The sequence below is a fragment of the Micromonospora sp. NPDC007208 genome (assembly GCF_042869175.1).
Lineage (GTDB): Bacteria > Actinomycetota > Actinomycetes > Mycobacteriales > Micromonosporaceae > Micromonospora > Micromonospora foliorum.
Window position 1 is genome coordinate 41,035 of the sequence record NZ_JBIAFG010000014.1, and the last position, 14,990, is coordinate 56,024.

The following is a 14,990-nucleotide window of genomic DNA, read 5'->3' on the forward strand; positions in this document are numbered from 1 at the left end:
GCACTTGAACCTTTGGATCCTGACGGTCATCGGACACGATCTGAATTCCCACGGCACGACCACTGCCCGCAGCAATCGTTTCGTTAGGGGTTCTTGGTGTTGGTGTCGATGGTGTAAACCACGTCTGGCCCGACGTCGTGGCGGGTGATGCCGGGTACGTCGGGGATGTTAAGCAGTGGTTCGTATGGGGTGCCTTGGACCCGGTCGCGCAGCAGGACGACGCTGCGGATGCCGAGCTGGTGCAACCGATCCAAGGCCGGCTCGCTGGGGAAGGTCGTCATAACGTCGCGGATCGCCTGACGGTTGGGTGTGGTGTAGCTGGCCGCACCGTTGACCATGGTGGGAAAACCGTCGGTCGACCAGAGTAGGACGTGGAGGTCGATGCCGTCGTTGGACGGCAATACCATGATCGGAGCGTGCGCGGAGGCTAGCGCCATCGCGGCTGGTTTGGCTGGGGTTTGGGGGTGATTCAGGTCAGGAAGGCCCTCAGCTAGCACGAGGACCAGCAACGGAACGGTCAGTAGCCGTGCCGCTCCCACCGACCATTTCGGCTTGGCGCCCCTGCGAGCCACGTCGGCCAGGTGGGTAACCAGGCCGGCCGCGAGAATGGCCAGGCAGAGAGTGGGCCACAAGATCAACCGGCCTGGTGTACGGGATCCATCGAACCCGGGCACGTAAAGGTAGAGCAGGCGGTAGATCGGCCCGTTCGTGCCCAGCGCGAACAACACTCCGACGACCGCCCCAAACAGCAGCAGAAGCCGTTGCACCGGTGACCAGCGGGATAGGAACAGGCCGGCGAAGGCCAGTAGATACAGTGCATACCCGCATAGCAGTACTTTCTCAGTCGGTACGCCACCAAGAGCGGTGCGGGCGTCGTTGTGCAGGGTGCCCCAGGGCAGCGAGGACTGCGGCGCCACGAGAAGTCCGCGCAGTGTCGGGGAGAAGTACGCGACGTAGTCCCAGTCCCGGGTGACATGTGGGTTGAGCTCGCGCACGTGTTGGTACGCGTACGCGAAGTATCCGGTCACCGCGGTGAAGACCAGCCCGCCGATCAGATCACCGACGATCAGCCGGAGGCTAAGGCGTGGGCGGTGGATCAGCCAGGCTGCCAGTGTGATCAGGCAGAGGGCGGCGAGGACGTATACGAATCCCAGCCCCACGCCGAAGCCTAGGCTGACCTGCCAGGCCGCGACGAGCCAGCCAGCGAACGCCCATCCTGGCCGGACTCGTTCGGCAAGGTAGCCGCGGGTGAACGAGAGTCCGTGGCCGCGCGCCAGCATCGCCAGGGCCAGAGTGATACCACCGGTGGAGAGAATATTCAAATGCCCGTCGTGGCCGTAGCGCCAGGGCGCGTAGGCGAGGGCGGCCCCGGCTACCGCGGCGGCGACCTTATTCGCGCCAAGCTGGCGCAGGAGCGCGTAGCCGCCGAGGAAGGCGAGCGCGAAAGCCAGCACGAACAGGATGTTGTAGCGCAGCACGGCGCCGACTACACCGGTGCCTATCAGCCCTGCCGGGGCATAGCCGAGCAGGCTGTCGTTCAGGGCTAGGCCGTACGTGTCGGGATAAAAAGCGTTGGTATCCCACAGGCCACGCAGACCGTGGGTGAGTGCGTGGCCACCCCATCCCACCAGCCATGCTTGGGCCGTCGGATCTCCCGCGTCGCCGACGATGGTGTGGGCCGGGTCGGCGATCGGCACAGTCTTGGCGCCGGCAGTCACCACGCGAACCGCGTACGGCGGAATCAGCCAGATCATCGCGACAGCGAGGAGCACTGAACCGAGGCCTGCGATGCTCAGTTCCCGCCGATGGGCCCCACGTGTCAGCCAATCCCTCGTGCCTGAACTGGCACGCGCGAGTCGGCCATTTTTTCCAGGCTCGCTGAGAGTGACGGCTGATGTGGGGCCTCCTGCCGGTGGCTCTACCTGCGTCATCACATTGACCCTCACTGTTGAACCGCCGCAGTAAATCATGAGCAGGGCGGCGCATAGAGTCAAGACATCGGTCAATGTCCTTCCGGTAGCCGGGCCTTACGCTGTTCATCAAAGGCGCCTTGTCACGCAGGAGTCGCGATCGGTGCAGCGGCGAATCTTGCCGCTGTCGGAACAGGACACGCCAGGGTTGCTGCAGGCCATCGCCCGGGTTCCGGACCCACGGGACGCTGGCGGCCGGATCCATCCGCTGCCGGGACTGCTCGCGATCGCGGCGGTGGTTTCGGGATCGAGCCGCGTCGTGGAGATCGTCGAATGGGCCGCCGACCTGCCGGGGCGGCGTGGGAGCGTCTCGGTGCAACCCGCGACGCGTTCACCGGTGTCCGGCGGGTGCCTGACGACAGCACCCTGTCCCGGGTACTGACCGGTATCGACGCGGACGCCCTCGATGCTGCGGTGTGCCGCTGGCTGCTCAGCCGGGCGGGTCTGACCGGGGGCCGGCAGACGAGTGATCGCGGTCGACGGCAGGACACTGCGCGGCACTGCCGACCTGGGCAATGCGGCCCGTTCCGTGGTGGTGGTCCAGGTGGAGGTGGACGCGGCTACCCAGCCACCTACCTGAGGATCAGGCAGAGTTCGACGCGATGGTATTGAGCACGCGGTGACATCGCCGGCTCGAAACCATTGAGGGTCGAAGCTCGAAGCGGTCGGGTCCAGGGTCACCGACTGCACGGCGATGACCGCACGACCGTCGTACTCTCAGGTGCTAGCCGACTGGTGGCCGCAGCTCCGGTGGGTCTCGTCGGCCCCGTATCTCGTCGGCAATCGAGACCCCTGCCAGGACGAGGGAAGCTATGGCGGCGCCCCCGAGTGGCGGCACCAGGATTACCGCCGGTGACACGATGGCGAGCACGAGGACCCCGATCGGCCGACTCCAGGACAAGCGGTTGAACACGACGAACTCGAAGAGGGCGCGTCCGGTGAGGAACAGCGCGGGTCCGCCGAGGATGACAGCGATCCAAGCCGGTGGTGTGTGTCCGAACGGATGTGCGATGACAAGTTCGTAGCCGACGGAAATTGGAATGATGCCCGCGACCATGATCGAATGGACGTACACCACTGGGCGTGCCCGAACCGGTCCGGAGGCCGCTGCAATAGCCTCCGCCATCAGCGTCCCTGCGCTGAAGATGTAGATTCGCCACAGCAACACCGTGGTGGCAAAGGCTGTCAGGACCGCTGCAAATTGAGGTGCGTGAAACCCGCTACGGTCGAACGTCTGCCCGGTGACCAGGATCAGCTCGCCAAGCGCGATGATGAAGAACTGCCGATAGCGGTCGGCTAGGTGTTCTCCGGAGAACGCGAACTTCGTCACGCTGGCGCGGCCAAGCCCTGGCGTAGGGAAGAGGAGTAAGGCTGTGAAGTACTCCACGGCCACCGCCAGCACCCACAGCATCCCCCGTAGAGAACCCTGCACGAGCGCGCCCGAAATCCAAGGTACGGCAGACACGCCCAGCCAGAAGGCGATCCGCATCAGGGTGCGACGGATCTCGTGATCGCGCTGCAGAAGCGTGAGGATGCCGACCGAACCGAGCTGAGTGGCAACGTACGCGCCCGCGAAGTCCAGGCCTCGATCGCCGAACGCCTCAGGTGCTGCAGCGGCCATCACTAGGGTGCCGAGCAGGGCTCCAAGGATCAGCATCTGTATCGGCCGTCGTCGCGGGTCGAACTTGTTGCATATCCCCGAGGCAACGGCCCAGACCGCTGAGAGGGCGAGCAGCAAGATCAGCGTCTGGGCTGCGCCGACCCAGCTCAGGTCCGCTAGAAGCAGGCGCGAAAGCATCGCGAGCGCGAGGACGAACACGACGTCGATCAGAAGTTCCAGGAACGTGGCCGATCTTGGTTCCTTGAGGCTTCGCAGCAGCGGAGCTGCCTTACGCGTCATTTATTCGCCTTCCCGGCCATTCCTGCCTGCCTGTTGGCGCCGTCGTACCACACCGGCAGAGCCAATGGATCCCGATGCGGCGCAGTGCCACAGACGGGGAACTGTCACCAGATCTGATGCCGAACTGTCACGCAGAGCAGGAGACCGGCACAGGGAATCCCGGGCTGTGTGAGAACCTCGAGCGTGACGACCTGACCCTCGTGGAGGGCTCAATCGTTGGCCGGCCTGATCAGTTGGAACGTCTCTGGCTCGGATACTTCCAAGGGCTGCGGTACTAGGGCCGGGCAAGGGTAAGCCGTGTCGTCCGCTACGCGCCGTCGGGCAGCATCGCGGTGCAGCCGTCAACGCTGCGGCAGCAGCAGTAGCAGCGAAGTACAGCAACCGATGAGACCTAGCAGAACCGTCGGAAGCACGTTCGCTGCGTTGGCCGGCGGAGCCCGCCGAACGAGGCCACGTTGCCGATCTCTGGGGGGCAAGGGGTCGTCGGTTCGAATCCGGCCGTCCCGACTAACAAAAGCCCTGACCAGCGGAAACGCTGGTCAGGGCTTTAAGTTTGTCTATGGCGCTTTTGAACCGCCCCCCGAAAACCTCATTTACCGGGGTCGGCAACCACGTTTATCATTCATGCGCTGCGGTTCATGACTTGTCGCGCTCACGCCCGTACCGTGCCGGGCACCCTGTCCCCTGTGCACCACTGAGCGGCCCTGCCGCAGATGCAGGTGAGATCCGACATCGTCAGCCCTCACCTTCATCGCCGCATTCGGGCAATTGAGCGATGCTGCCGGCGTCAGCGCCCGGTGGGCACGATGTTTGAGGAGTGGCCGTTCTGCTCGTCGCGCTTCAGGCGCTTCGCAGTCTGCTTCTCCTTGATCGTCTTGCCCTTCTTCTTGACGTTCGCCTTGCTCGTCGAGTCCTTGGACATGATCGAACCTCCTGGAGCAGGTCGGTGAACGTGCAGCGTGTTACTCGCGTGATCGCGGCGTGCAGGTGACGGAAGACCCGCGCGGCGTGCGCGAGGCCTTCACTGCACGCCAACCCTACGCTGCTCCAGCTCTTGGCGATGTTTGGAAGTGCGTCGCCGGCGGTGGGGCATGGTTCGTGTCGCTCACCGACTCGTACCCCTTGCGAGGTCGGTCAAGGTTCGCAAACGGTGTTGCGATCTTCGACATCACCCGATCATGACGGAGAAGCTGGGGCGTTGGGGACGGCGTATCGTCAGGGCTCGCGGGTGTCGAAGTGTGCCGAAATGGCGGTGGGACGTGACGACGCAATTGCGGATCTACACCGTCCGGCCGGGGCGGCTCGACGCGTGGGTGGCGGCTTGGCGGACGCTCGTCGTGCCACTGCGCCAGCGCTTCGGCTTCGAGATCTCGGGGTCCTGGGTCGATGTCGAGCGTCAGCAGCACATCTGGCTCGTGTCGCACCCCGGTCCGCAGTCGTTCGAGGAGGCCAACGTCGACTACTGGCGCTCGCCGGAGCGTATCGCGATGGGCCTGGACCCCCACGATTACCTGCTGAGCGAGGAGATCCGCACGGTCGACCCGGTGCTGTGACGGCGGGCGGCCGGTCAGGTCTCGGGATAGCCGATCAACCGCCTGGCCTCGCCCAGGAGCGGGGATCGCGTCAGCGGACGCCCGTCGATTTCGGTGGCGGCGAGGATCCCGCTCAGCGACCCGGTCAGCCACACGCCGTCCGCATGCACCAACTCGTCGGGGGTCACCAGGGCCTCGTCGGTGCCCAGGCCGAGCGCGGCGGCCTGCCCGATGAGCGCGCCGGACGTGGTGCCGGCGATGATGCCCGACCAGCCCGGGACGGTGAACATGGTCGAGGATCGGATCCAGACCAGGTTGAAACTGGGGCACTCCAGCGCGTAGCCATCGGAACTGAGCCAGAGCATTTCCTGAGCGCCCTGGCTGGCGGCCCACCGTTGGCTGGCGGCGTGCACGGCGTACGACAGGGACTTCACGCCGCCCAACAGCCACGAGGCTTTCGCGCGTTCGCGGACCGGGAACCCGACGGTGCCCGTGACGAGACGAAGGCCGCGCTTCCGGTTGACCGACGTCCAGGGCGGCACGGGCTCCACGGTGGTGAAGATGGTGGGCCGGCCGGTGCCGGCTCGCCCCCGGGTGCACACCAGGCGTTGGACCGCCTCGACATCGCGGGGCCAGGCCGCCGCGACGTCGAGGACGAAGGTGCGCAGCGCGTCGAGTTCCGGTAGCGGCAGCGCCAGGCTGAGCGCCGATCGGGACATCCGGTTCAGGTGGGCGGGCAGCAGTACGGGTTCGCCACCGGCCAGGAGCCACGCCTCGAATGCCCCGTCGCCACGCAGCAGCCCCGGGTCGTCGGCATGGACGATCGGCGTGGCCGGGTCGACCAGGCCGATGCCGAAAACTGCCACCAGCCGGTCCATTGCCGAACACTCCTTCGCCACACTGCCAGGAGTGTGCGTACAGCCCTGGGATGCCCTCGATCGGAGCGCCGTCGCCGCCGAGTGCTTCGCTCGGCCGCATTGCCGTTGGCCTATGCTACGACAGGCCCCAGCCACTTCGCCTTCAGCAGATTGATGACTGATGGAAGCACCCACCGGGAACATGGAACCGGCTTCCTCCGCTCTGGATCCCGTTGCCGTCTGGACCGATGGTCGGCTGGGTCTGCCTGGCACCAAGACGGCGTCCGGCCTGATCCTGACCGGCACGCGGTGGAGGGTCGCCTGCGTGGTGGACGCACGCCACGCCGGCGCCGATGCCGGCGTGGTCCTCGGGGTCGGGCCGCTTGGCGTGCCCGTGGTGCCGGATCTCGCCGCCGCCTCGCGAGCCGGTGCCCGCAGCGTGGTGATCGGCGTCAACTCGATGGACGCGCACACGGTCGTCCCCGCCCGGCTGAAGGCTGTGGCCGTCGACGTGGTCCGGCACGGGCTCAACGTCATCTGCAGCACACACGCCCGGCTGAACGACGATACCGACCTGGTCGGCTTGGCCACTGCGGCCGGTGTCGAGCTGGTCGACGTGCGGGGCGACGGCCCCCGGGAGACGCTGTCGACCGACCTGTCGGTTGACGCGACGGTGCTGCTGACGACCGGCACCGACTGCGCCGTCGGAAAGATGACGACGGCCCTCGCGGTACACCGCGAGGCGCTTTCCCGGGGCATGCGTAGCGCCTTTTTGGCGACCGGGCAGATCGCGGCCATGTGTGGCGCAGACGCGGTGGTGCAGGTCGACCGCATCTTCGCGGACTTCATCACCGGGGCGGTGCAGCGTGCCGTCCACCGCCTGGCCGGCGCGGGGCACGAACTCGTCGTCGTCGAGGGGCAGGCGGCGACGTTGCACCGCGTCTACGGTGGCAACTCGGTCAACCTCCTCTATGGAGCGGCGCCAGATGCGATCATCATGTGCCACGACACCGATCGTCAGGTCCGGGCGATGTTCCCCGGCCTGCCGGTCCCGCCGGTGACCGACGAACTCCAGACGATCGCGGACCTCTGTCGTCGAGTCGGCGTTGCCGCCACGCTGGCCGGGTTCTCGGTCTTCGGTGGCACTCCGTTCCACGAGGGGGATCGCTATCCCGTGCCGGTGGTCGACACCCGGGCCCCCGATGCCGCCGCCATCCTGCTGGACTCCGTCCTGCGGCTGACTCGGCACGCCGAGCGCTACCGACGGTGAGGCTCAGTGCTGCCCGGGCGATTCGTCCGGTAGCGAGAGCATGTGCGACTGTCGCTCTCCCGCGGACAGATTTCGGAACACCCGGTGCCGGGCTCGGGTCCGAAGGTCGTCGATGTCGGGCTGGACCGACCAGAGTCGGGCCGACTTGTCCAGCGAGGCGGTGAGCAGCGTCCGCCCGTCGGCCGACCAGGCGACCGACGTCACCCGATCCACGTGTACGCCGACCACCCGAGGCTCCGCGTCGTCCAGCGCGCTCCAGACCCGTACGGTGCGGTCGTAGGAGCCGGTGGCGATCTGGTCGCCGGACGGTGACCAGGCGACCGCCCGTACCCGCCCCTCGTGGCCTTCGAGGGTCCGGATGTGCCGGCCGGTGCGGGGGGCCCAGATCCGGGAGGTCCAGTCCGCCGAGCAGGTGACGACGAACTGTTCGTCCGGTGACCAGGCCACGCCGTCCACCCAGTTGTGGTGGCCGCGAAGGACGGCGAGTTCCTCGCCGGTGGCGCTGTCCCAGACCCGGCCGGTACGGTCGTCCGAGGTCGTGGCGATCATGCGCCCACTGGGCGACCACGCGAGGCGTACCACCCAGTCGGTGTGGCCGCGCAGTTGCAGCAGCCGGCGGCCCGTCGTGGCGTTCCAGATCGACGCCGTGCCGTCCCGGCAGGCCGTGGCGATCCGTGTGTTGTCCGGGGCCCACATGAGACCCTCGCAGATCGTCTCTTCGTCCAGCCGGAGGTATGGCTCGACGCTGTCCGGGCGCCACAGTTGCACCGAGCCGTCGTTCGAGCACGAGCCGAGGCGGTGCCCGTCGGGTGCCCACGCCACCCCCCAGACGGTGCCGGTGTGCCCGGTGAAGGTGCTGACGACTCCGGACGCCACGTTCCAGACCCGGACCGTCCCGTCGTCCGAGGCGGTCGCGATCCGGGACCCGCCCGCGGCCCACACCGCCGCGCGAAGCCCTCCGGTGTGCCCGGTGAACGCCTGTCGTTCGGCACCGCGGGGCAGTATCGACCAGACCCGGGCGGTGTGGTCGCTGGAGGCCGAGGCGAGCGCGGTGCCGTCGGGCGACCAGGCCACGCCCCACACGGCGTCCTCGTGACCACGCAGCGCGGCGACCTCCCGGGCGTCGCTGACGTCCCAGATCCGTACGGTGCGGTCGCTGGAGGCGGAGGCCAGTGACCGTCCGTCGGGTGACCACGAAACGTCCCAGACGAAATCGGTGTGCCCACGGATCAGCAGCAGTTGACGGCCGTCGGTGACGTCCCAGATCCGGATCGTCTGGTCGCCTGAGGCCGTGGCGAGCCGTCGCCCATCCGGGCACCACGACAGGCCCTCGATGAAGTCGGTGTGCCCCCGCAGCACGGTCTGCTGCTCACCCGTAGCGAAGTTCCACACGACGGCGGTGCGGTCGTGCGACGTCGAGGCGAGCAGCGTGCCGTTCGGCGACCAGGCGAGACCGTAGACGTCGCCGGTGTGCCCGCGCAGGGTCGCCGTGTGGTCGCCGGTGTCCGTCCGCCACACGTGGATGTGGTGGTCCTGTGCGCCTGCGGCGACGTGCTCGCCGTCCGGCGACCAGGCTATGCCACGGATCAGGTCGTCGGCGCCGTAGAGGGTCGGCGGCGGGTCGTCCGCGCCCACCCGCCACAACTTGACCGTACGGTCCCGGGAACCGCTGGCGACGCGGCGCGAGTCGGGCGCCCAGGCGATGGCCTCCACCATGGCGTCGTGACCGGTGAACTCGGCGATCGCCTGGCCGGAGTCGGGGTCCCACACGCGGATGGAGTTGTCCCGGGAGCCGGTGGCGATCAGGCGGCCGTCCGGGGACCAGGCGATCGACCGTACGGTGTCGGTGTGCCCGGAGAGCACCCGCCGCAGGTGGCTGAAGGCGAGCGCGGACATGAGTGCGCGTTCGATCAGCGGCGTGATGGGCGCCTCGGCGATCGCCGCGATGGAGAGCAGGATCGACAGCTCCGGGAACCGTTCGGCATTGGCGAGGACGTACCGGCCGATGTTCTCCGACACGCGACGCAGGAAGGCCAGGTCCCGGCGCTTCGACTGCTCGATGAGGGCCCGGACCACCTCGCTCGCCTGGCCGAGCGCCTCCAGGCCGGTGAGCCACTGCTCGGCCAGCACCAGCCGCTGCCCGGTCAGGAGGTAGTCGTCGCTGCGCCCGGAGTGCTGCCAGTCGGCGGCCCACCGCTCCAACTCGGAGCGCCGACGGAGGTGCTCGGCGCGCGTCTCGACCTCCTGCCGCAGCGGCGCCCAGAGTCGGAACAGCGACTCGTGCGCCACCTCCACGACGGGTTCGCCGTCCTGCACCTTGCTGACCAGCAGCCTCGCGTCGACGAAAGCGGCGACGGTACGGCGCTGCTCGGAGCTCAGCTCCGCGAGAGCTACCGGTCGTTTGGTCGCCTCGCTTGAATCGAGCGAGACGAACCGCAGCAGGGTCGTCAGGATCGGGGCGATGCCGCCTTCCCCGCGTAGCTCGGTGACGACCTGGTCGGCCTGCCGGGTGAGTGCGCCACCGACCCCGCCGGTGGCGAGGTAGGCCTTCAGGCTCACCGCGGCTCCGGGCCGGACCTCGAAGAAGAGCTCCTGCAACAGGTACGCCAACAGCGGCAGCGCGTCGGTCGTGCCGACGTCGGCGATGATCCGGTTGACGACCAACGGCTCGAACGTCATGCCGGCGATCCGGGCCGGCTCCTCGATGATGGCGGTGAGGTACTCGGTCTTGATGGAACCGATCGCGACGGGGTTCTGGAACAGCGCCGCCATGTCGCTGTCGAGGAACTGCGCGAGGTATTCGATGCGCATGCTGGCGATCACCGACAACCGGGAGTCGGCGGCCAACAGGCGCTCGACGATCTCGAGGAACAGGTGCCGATCGCTCTCGCCGGAGAGCGTGAACAGCTCCTCCAACTGGTCGATCACCAGGAGCACGTGGCCGAACCGGCGTCCCATTCCTCGGCGGATCTCGGCGACGTAGTTCGCCGCGCTGGCCGGGTTTTCGCGTATCGCCCGGACGATGACCGGTATGGCGACCGGCTCCGGGAGCGCCTCGGTGATGGCCTTGGCCAGGTTCGTCACCGGTGCGCCGCCCGGGTTGATGGTGGGCAGGTTGATCCACCGCCGGGTCTTGAGCGTCGGAACGACACCTGCCTGCACCAGCGAGGACTTCCCCCCGCCGGACGCGCCAACCACCACCAGCAGCCGCTCCCGAGGGTCCGCCGAAGCGGCGAGCATCCGCCGGACGATGTCCGAGATCTGCTGGTCCCGACCGAAGAAGACGGCCGAGTCCTCCTCCCGGAAGGGCTCCAACCCCGGGTACGGCGGCCGGCGCGGGTCCCAGTCGGAGCGTTTCGCCTTGGGATTCGCCGCGACGTGGAGAACGACCTGCCCGACGACGAGGAGAACCACGATCACGACGAACGCCGGGATCGCCACAGACTGCAGGACCCGCAGGTAGGTGGGCGGTTCGCTCAGGTTCGTCAGATAGTTGCCGATCAGACCGAGCAGGCTCGTGGCCAGAATCAGCGCGACATTGAGATACAGCGCGAGTGCACGTTGTCTCTTCACGCCGACTCCGAGTCCGACAGGACGTGCCCCAGAGGCGAACCCCGTGCCGCCGTCGTCACTGCACGGGGAGCCGAGAATGCGTACGCCTCGCTCATGGTATCGCTTCGATGTCTCAGCGGCGCAAGGCGACATGTGTCGCCAAGCCGTCCCGGGCGCCCTGGCCGACACGGCGCCACGTGGGCGGCGGACCGTGTCAGCGAGCGGGCCCGCCGTTGTGTCGGATCCGGCAGCGCCGGCCGAACTCGGCCAGGAGAGCCAGGTCCAGTGGGCTGCGGGCGGTGTGCTGTTCGAAGTGCCACTGAACGCCGAGCACGAATCGGTGTGGCCGGTCGACGGCGATGGCTTCGATCACGCCGTCGGGCGCGACCGCTTCGATGCAGACGCTGGTCGGCAGCCGGTCGACGATCTGCGAGTGTTGGGAGTTGACCAGGAACTCCGCGTTGGGCGGCTGGCCGAGCAGGTTGGCGAGGTGGCCGCCGGGGGTGAGGGTGACCGGGTGGGCCGGGCCCCACCGGTCGTCGTTCTCATCGGGTAGCCGCCGGTGGCTACCGGTGGGGTCGGTCTCGCACAGCAGCCCGCCGCTGTGCACGGCGATCTCCTGCATCCCCCGGCAGCTGCCGAGCACCGGCAGGTCGGGCAGGTGGGCCGCGGCGGCGAGCAGCGCGCTGGCGACGGCATCGCGCGCAGGGTCGTAGGCGCGGTCCGGCCGCATCGGTGTGGTTGTGTCGAAAGTGGCCGGGTGCAGGAAGGACGGACCGCCGGGCAACACGAGGCCGTCGAGGACCGACAGTATGGCGCCGGCATTGTCCGGCTCGGTGGCCGGGATCAGTACGGCGGCAACGTCGGCGTGCCGAGCGAGTTGACGTACGACCGTCCTGTTGACGTGTGAGTAGGTGGTGCCGGTGGCGCTCTGGCTGGTACAGGCAAGCACGCCGACGACGGGTGTGCTGCCTGTTGGTGATCTCACGTGGTCAGCCTTTCGCCCCAGTGCGACACGCGACAAACGACGGTGACCACGCGGCGGCGGGCCACTCGCCGTCATCGATGCTCCCTCTATCCTCGGTGCGACGGGAGCAGATGGGAATACAGATGCGATCATCGCAATCCCGGAAGAGACCAGATCCGCGGCAGCTGGCGGCGGACATTCTCCACGGCGACTCGGAACTACACGCGCAGAAGGAAGCGACGACGGATCGCGGGGCGTGGACCGTCGCTCGGCGGGCCGTCCTGTTCGACGACTACAGCGCGATCCGACTCATGGATCAGATCCCGTATCCGGACGGGTTTCAACTCAGAGCCCGGCTGCGAGCCGGAGGCGACGACATCATCGTTTCTCGGCCACGGCCACCAGCCGGATTCGACGAGTACTACTCAGGGCGCCTCGGGCTGGGTGATCCGGTCTGGTTGCACCCCGACTCCGCGACTGACCTGTGCTCGGCGGCGTGGAGCGACAGCCGTACGTCGGCGGCCCTGGTCGAGGCCGCTCGCGGCGGCGCATATCTGCATCCCTACCACGCGTCCGAGGCGGCGTGGCAGCTCGCTGATCGCCTGTCCCGTGCCGCCCGCCTGTCGGTGCCAGTGCTCGGGCCGCCTCCCCGGTTGTGTCAGTTGGCGAACGACAAGTCCTGGTTCCTCAGTACGGTCGCGGACCTGCTCGGCGCCGAGGCGATCCCCCGGCTGCGGGTGACGCGCCGCTTCGCCGACGTCCCGGCCGCAATCGAGGAGATCTCCCGACACTCGCCCAAACTCGCCGTACGGATACCGGATTCCGCCGGCGGTCTGGGCATGCGCGTCTTCGCGACCGACGTCCTGCGTCGACTCGACCGGCGGGCCCTCACTGCCTGGGCCGCCGACGTCTACCGCGATCTGGGTCTCCGAGATGACTCGGCCGTGCTGGTGACCAGCTGGGAGGAGACACTCGCCGCACCCAGCATCGAGGTGACGATAGCGCCGGGGGAGGCGGCGGCACCGACCTGCGGCCGGGTCATCGATCAGATCTTCACCGACGCCGACCGGTCCCAGTTCGGCGGCGGCGTCGCCGGCGCGCTTCCGCCCGAGATCGTGCGCCGCCTGCGCTCCCACGCTTCGACGATCGCGGTGCTCCTGCAAGCACTGGGATATCTCGGGCGTCTGTCGTTCGACTTCATCGTCACCGGCCGGTCCCTCGCGGACGCGGACGTTCGGGTCGTCGACTGCAATGCCAGGTGGAGCGGCGGCTCGGTGCTGGGAGCCATGTTGGACCGCCTCTTTCCCAACAGATCACAGCCGTACGCCTTCGGCGCCCTGCGGCATCCGCAGCTGCGTTCGATTCCGTTCGACGTCCTGATCGATCGTCTGGAAGGCAGGCTCTGGAATCCGTCCACCAGGCGTGGTGATCTGCTCGTGCACAACGTCGGTCATCTCGCGGCGTCCGGGCGTGCCGACATCGTGGTGCTCGCGGACAGCGCCGAAACGGCCCGACACCGCCTGGCAAACCTGTCCGGCTCGGTGGCGGACGGCACCGCCGCGCTGTTGCTCGCGAAAGACGCGGGAGCTGGCCCGGCTACCTCTTGAGCAGTTCGATGAGCGCGATGGCCGGGCTTCTGCCGATCAGACGATTTCGACACGCCGTGGCGAGCGCACGAAACGCCGAACGGCGGCCCGCTGAATCAGTCGGGCCGCCGTTCGCAGAGTGTGGATCAGACCGGGCGGATGTTCTCCGCCTGCGGGCCCTTCTGGCCCTGGGTGATGTCGAACTCCACCTTCTGGTTCTCGTCGAGGCTGCGGAAGCCGCTCGCCGAGATCGCAGAGAAGTGGGCGAAGACATCGGCGCCGCCGTCGTCCGGGCTGATGAAGCCGAAACCCTTGTCGGCGTTGAACCACTTCACGGTGCCTGTAGTCATGTCTGCTCCTTCGCAGGCTGTTAGAGACCGCACTGTGCGGACCCTTACGCCGCTGCGTTGATTACCCGCGTCGAAACGACACGAAAAACGAAAAGCGCCTGGATGGGTTTCAGATGCCCCATCAGGCGCCGGAAAACGTCTACGGAAATCAAAACTGCAACACGGCTACCGTAGCACAAGACTTGATCCACGGTGGTGAGCGGATCTGGTCACTCGTGTCACCGCCGCTGTGTTGCACGCAGTGCCCCGGCGGGCCGGGCGTCGTCGCTGCCGGCGGCGGATCGAGGTCCGGCCGGCGAGGACGGCGATCGGTGCGGCGGGCACGGCGATCACGGCGGTGAGCACCAGGAGGACCAATGCGGTGCGTACCCGCCGCAGTTGGTACGCGACGAGCGCGATGACTGCCGGCCCGGCGGTCGCGACCAACGCGGCGACCAGCAGGGCCACGCTGGCCCGACGTTTGAGGTCCTCGAACTCGCCGGACTGGGTTGGAGGTGCTCGTGCTGCCAAACTGCGACCCGCTGAACGTCCACGCGCGACGGCCGAGATCGACCGCAGGCGATCCGCACCGAGCTAGGCTTCCGCCATGCTGATCATCGAAGGCGCGGGCCGGTGGACCGCACCCGCCGGGGTCGCCAACGACTGGGTCGAACACCTGAGAGTGCCGGACCTGTCGGTGGGAACGTACTGCATCCCGTCGGGCGGTCTCGACGATCAGAGCCCGCACACGGAGGATGAGATCTACGTGGTCACCGCGGGGCGGGCCCGGATCGTGACCCCAGACGGGGAGGCCGAGGTGGGCCCGGGTTCGGTGATCTTCGTGCCGGCTGGCGAGGAGCACCGGTTCGACGAGGTGACCGAGGACCTGGCGCTGCTGGTGGTGTTCGGGCCGGCGTACGGGTCGCGCGCTGCGGGCCGGCGAGCCGAGTAGGGCGGCCGAGGCCGCCAGCCCGGAGATCGGCGTCGGTCCTAGGGAGGACCAGATAACCGTGGGGACGGCCGCCGA

The 14,990-nt window shown here is 67.9% G+C and carries 13 protein-coding genes; 5 read left to right on the forward strand and 8 right to left on the reverse strand.

All coding sequences use genetic code 11. The features are described 5' to 3' along the window. Positions 1-83: 83 nt before the first annotated feature. Positions 84-1,754 carry a hypothetical protein gene (locus ACFYL6_RS24415; protein ID WP_387174491.1) on the reverse strand — a complete coding sequence of 557 codons (1,671 nt, stop codon included), beginning with the start codon at positions 1,752-1,754 and terminating at the stop codon, positions 84-86. 319 nt (positions 1,755-2,073) lie between these two features. On the opposite strand from ACFYL6_RS24415, the gene ACFYL6_RS24420 reads away from it, so the two are divergent. Beyond that, the gene (locus ACFYL6_RS24420) at positions 2,074-2,352 is read left to right on the forward strand and encodes a transposase family protein (protein WP_387174493.1); all 279 of its coding nucleotides are present in this window, start codon (positions 2,074-2,076) and stop codon (positions 2,350-2,352) included. A 342-nt stretch (positions 2,353-2,694) separates the two neighbouring features. Here ACFYL6_RS24420 and ACFYL6_RS24425 read toward each other — a convergent pair whose 3' ends face one another. Further along, a complete protein-coding gene (locus tag ACFYL6_RS24425; protein WP_387174495.1) occupies positions 2,695-3,870 on the reverse strand; it encodes a low temperature requirement protein A in 1,176 nt (391 codons plus the stop codon). Positions 3,871-4,657: 787 nt separating this feature from the next. Next, positions 4,658-4,792: a hypothetical protein gene (locus tag ACFYL6_RS24430; RefSeq protein WP_327031646.1), complete on the reverse strand. Its 135-nt coding sequence runs from the start codon at positions 4,790-4,792 to the stop codon at positions 4,658-4,660. Positions 4,793-5,048: 256 nt separating this feature from the next. Between ACFYL6_RS24430 and ACFYL6_RS24435 the strand changes: the two genes are divergently transcribed. Further along, the gene (locus ACFYL6_RS24435) at positions 5,049-5,423 is read left to right on the forward strand and encodes an NIPSNAP family containing protein (RefSeq protein ID WP_387174497.1); all 375 of its coding nucleotides are present in this window, start codon (positions 5,049-5,051) and stop codon (positions 5,421-5,423) included. Between the two features lie 14 nt (positions 5,424-5,437). Here ACFYL6_RS24435 and ACFYL6_RS24440 read toward each other — a convergent pair whose 3' ends face one another. Continuing rightward, a complete protein-coding gene (locus ACFYL6_RS24440; RefSeq protein ID WP_387174499.1) occupies positions 5,438-6,280 on the reverse strand; it encodes an aminotransferase class IV in 843 nt (280 codons plus the stop codon). A 160-nt stretch (positions 6,281-6,440) separates the two neighbouring features. Here ACFYL6_RS24440 and ACFYL6_RS24445 point away from each other — a divergent pair, with 160 nt between their 5' ends. Further along, complete coding sequence (locus ACFYL6_RS24445; RefSeq protein WP_387174501.1) at positions 6,441-7,529, forward strand: DUF1611 domain-containing protein; 1,089 nt, start codon at positions 6,441-6,443, stop codon at positions 7,527-7,529. A gap of 3 nt (positions 7,530-7,532) precedes the next feature. Here the strand turns inward: ACFYL6_RS24445 and ACFYL6_RS24450 are convergent, their stop codons facing one another. Next, positions 7,533-11,102 carry a hypothetical protein gene (locus ACFYL6_RS24450; protein WP_387174503.1) on the reverse strand — a complete coding sequence of 1,190 codons (3,570 nt, stop codon included), beginning with the start codon at positions 11,100-11,102 and terminating at the stop codon, positions 7,533-7,535. Positions 11,103-11,295: 193 nt separating this feature from the next. Next, a complete protein-coding gene (locus tag ACFYL6_RS24455; RefSeq protein WP_387174505.1) occupies positions 11,296-12,069 on the reverse strand; it encodes a gamma-glutamyl-gamma-aminobutyrate hydrolase family protein in 774 nt (257 codons plus the stop codon). A gap of 95 nt (positions 12,070-12,164) precedes the next feature. Between ACFYL6_RS24455 and ACFYL6_RS24460 the strand changes: the two genes are divergently transcribed. Next, the gene (locus ACFYL6_RS24460) at positions 12,165-13,655 is read left to right on the forward strand and encodes a hypothetical protein (RefSeq protein WP_387174507.1); all 1,491 of its coding nucleotides are present in this window, start codon (positions 12,165-12,167) and stop codon (positions 13,653-13,655) included. Positions 13,656-13,780: 125 nt separating this feature from the next. On the opposite strand, the gene ACFYL6_RS24465 is transcribed toward ACFYL6_RS24460, so the two are convergent. Together ACFYL6_RS24465 and ACFYL6_RS24470 are read right to left on the reverse strand one after the other, a co-directional pair. Further along, positions 13,781-13,984 carry a cold-shock protein gene (locus ACFYL6_RS24465; protein ID WP_238661733.1) on the reverse strand — a complete coding sequence of 68 codons (204 nt, stop codon included), beginning with the start codon at positions 13,982-13,984 and terminating at the stop codon, positions 13,781-13,783. Positions 13,985-14,149: 165 nt separating this feature from the next. Beyond that, positions 14,150-14,494: a hypothetical protein gene (locus ACFYL6_RS24470; protein WP_387174509.1), complete on the reverse strand. Its 345-nt coding sequence runs from the start codon at positions 14,492-14,494 to the stop codon at positions 14,150-14,152. 76 nt (positions 14,495-14,570) lie between these two features. Between ACFYL6_RS24470 and ACFYL6_RS24475 the strand changes: the two genes are divergently transcribed. After that, complete coding sequence (locus ACFYL6_RS24475) at positions 14,571-14,915, forward strand: cupin domain-containing protein (protein ID WP_387174511.1); 345 nt, start codon at positions 14,571-14,573, stop codon at positions 14,913-14,915. Positions 14,916-14,990: the final 75 nt, after the last annotated feature.

Coding starts and splice junctions, on each gene's coding strand:
- ACFYL6_RS24425 (WP_387174495.1), bottom strand. CDS start 3,870: ATGACGCGTAAGGCAGCTCCGCTGCTGCGAAGCCTCAAGGAACCAAGA.
- ACFYL6_RS24435 (WP_387174497.1), top strand. CDS start 5,049: ATGACGGAGAAGCTGGGGCGTTGGGGACGGCGTATCGTCAGGGCTCGC.
- ACFYL6_RS24415 (WP_387174491.1), bottom strand. CDS start 1,754: ATGATCTGGCTGATTCCGCCGTACGCGGTTCGCGTGGTGACTGCCGGC.
- ACFYL6_RS24465 (WP_238661733.1), bottom strand. CDS start 13,984: ATGACTACAGGCACCGTGAAGTGGTTCAACGCCGACAAGGGTTTCGGC.
- ACFYL6_RS24445 (WP_387174501.1), top strand. CDS start 6,441: ATGGAAGCACCCACCGGGAACATGGAACCGGCTTCCTCCGCTCTGGAT.
- ACFYL6_RS24475 (WP_387174511.1), top strand. CDS start 14,571: ATGCTGATCATCGAAGGCGCGGGCCGGTGGACCGCACCCGCCGGGGTC.
- ACFYL6_RS24430 (WP_327031646.1), bottom strand. CDS start 4,792: ATGTCCAAGGACTCGACGAGCAAGGCGAACGTCAAGAAGAAGGGCAAG.
- ACFYL6_RS24440 (WP_387174499.1), bottom strand. CDS start 6,280: ATGGACCGGCTGGTGGCAGTTTTCGGCATCGGCCTGGTCGACCCGGCC.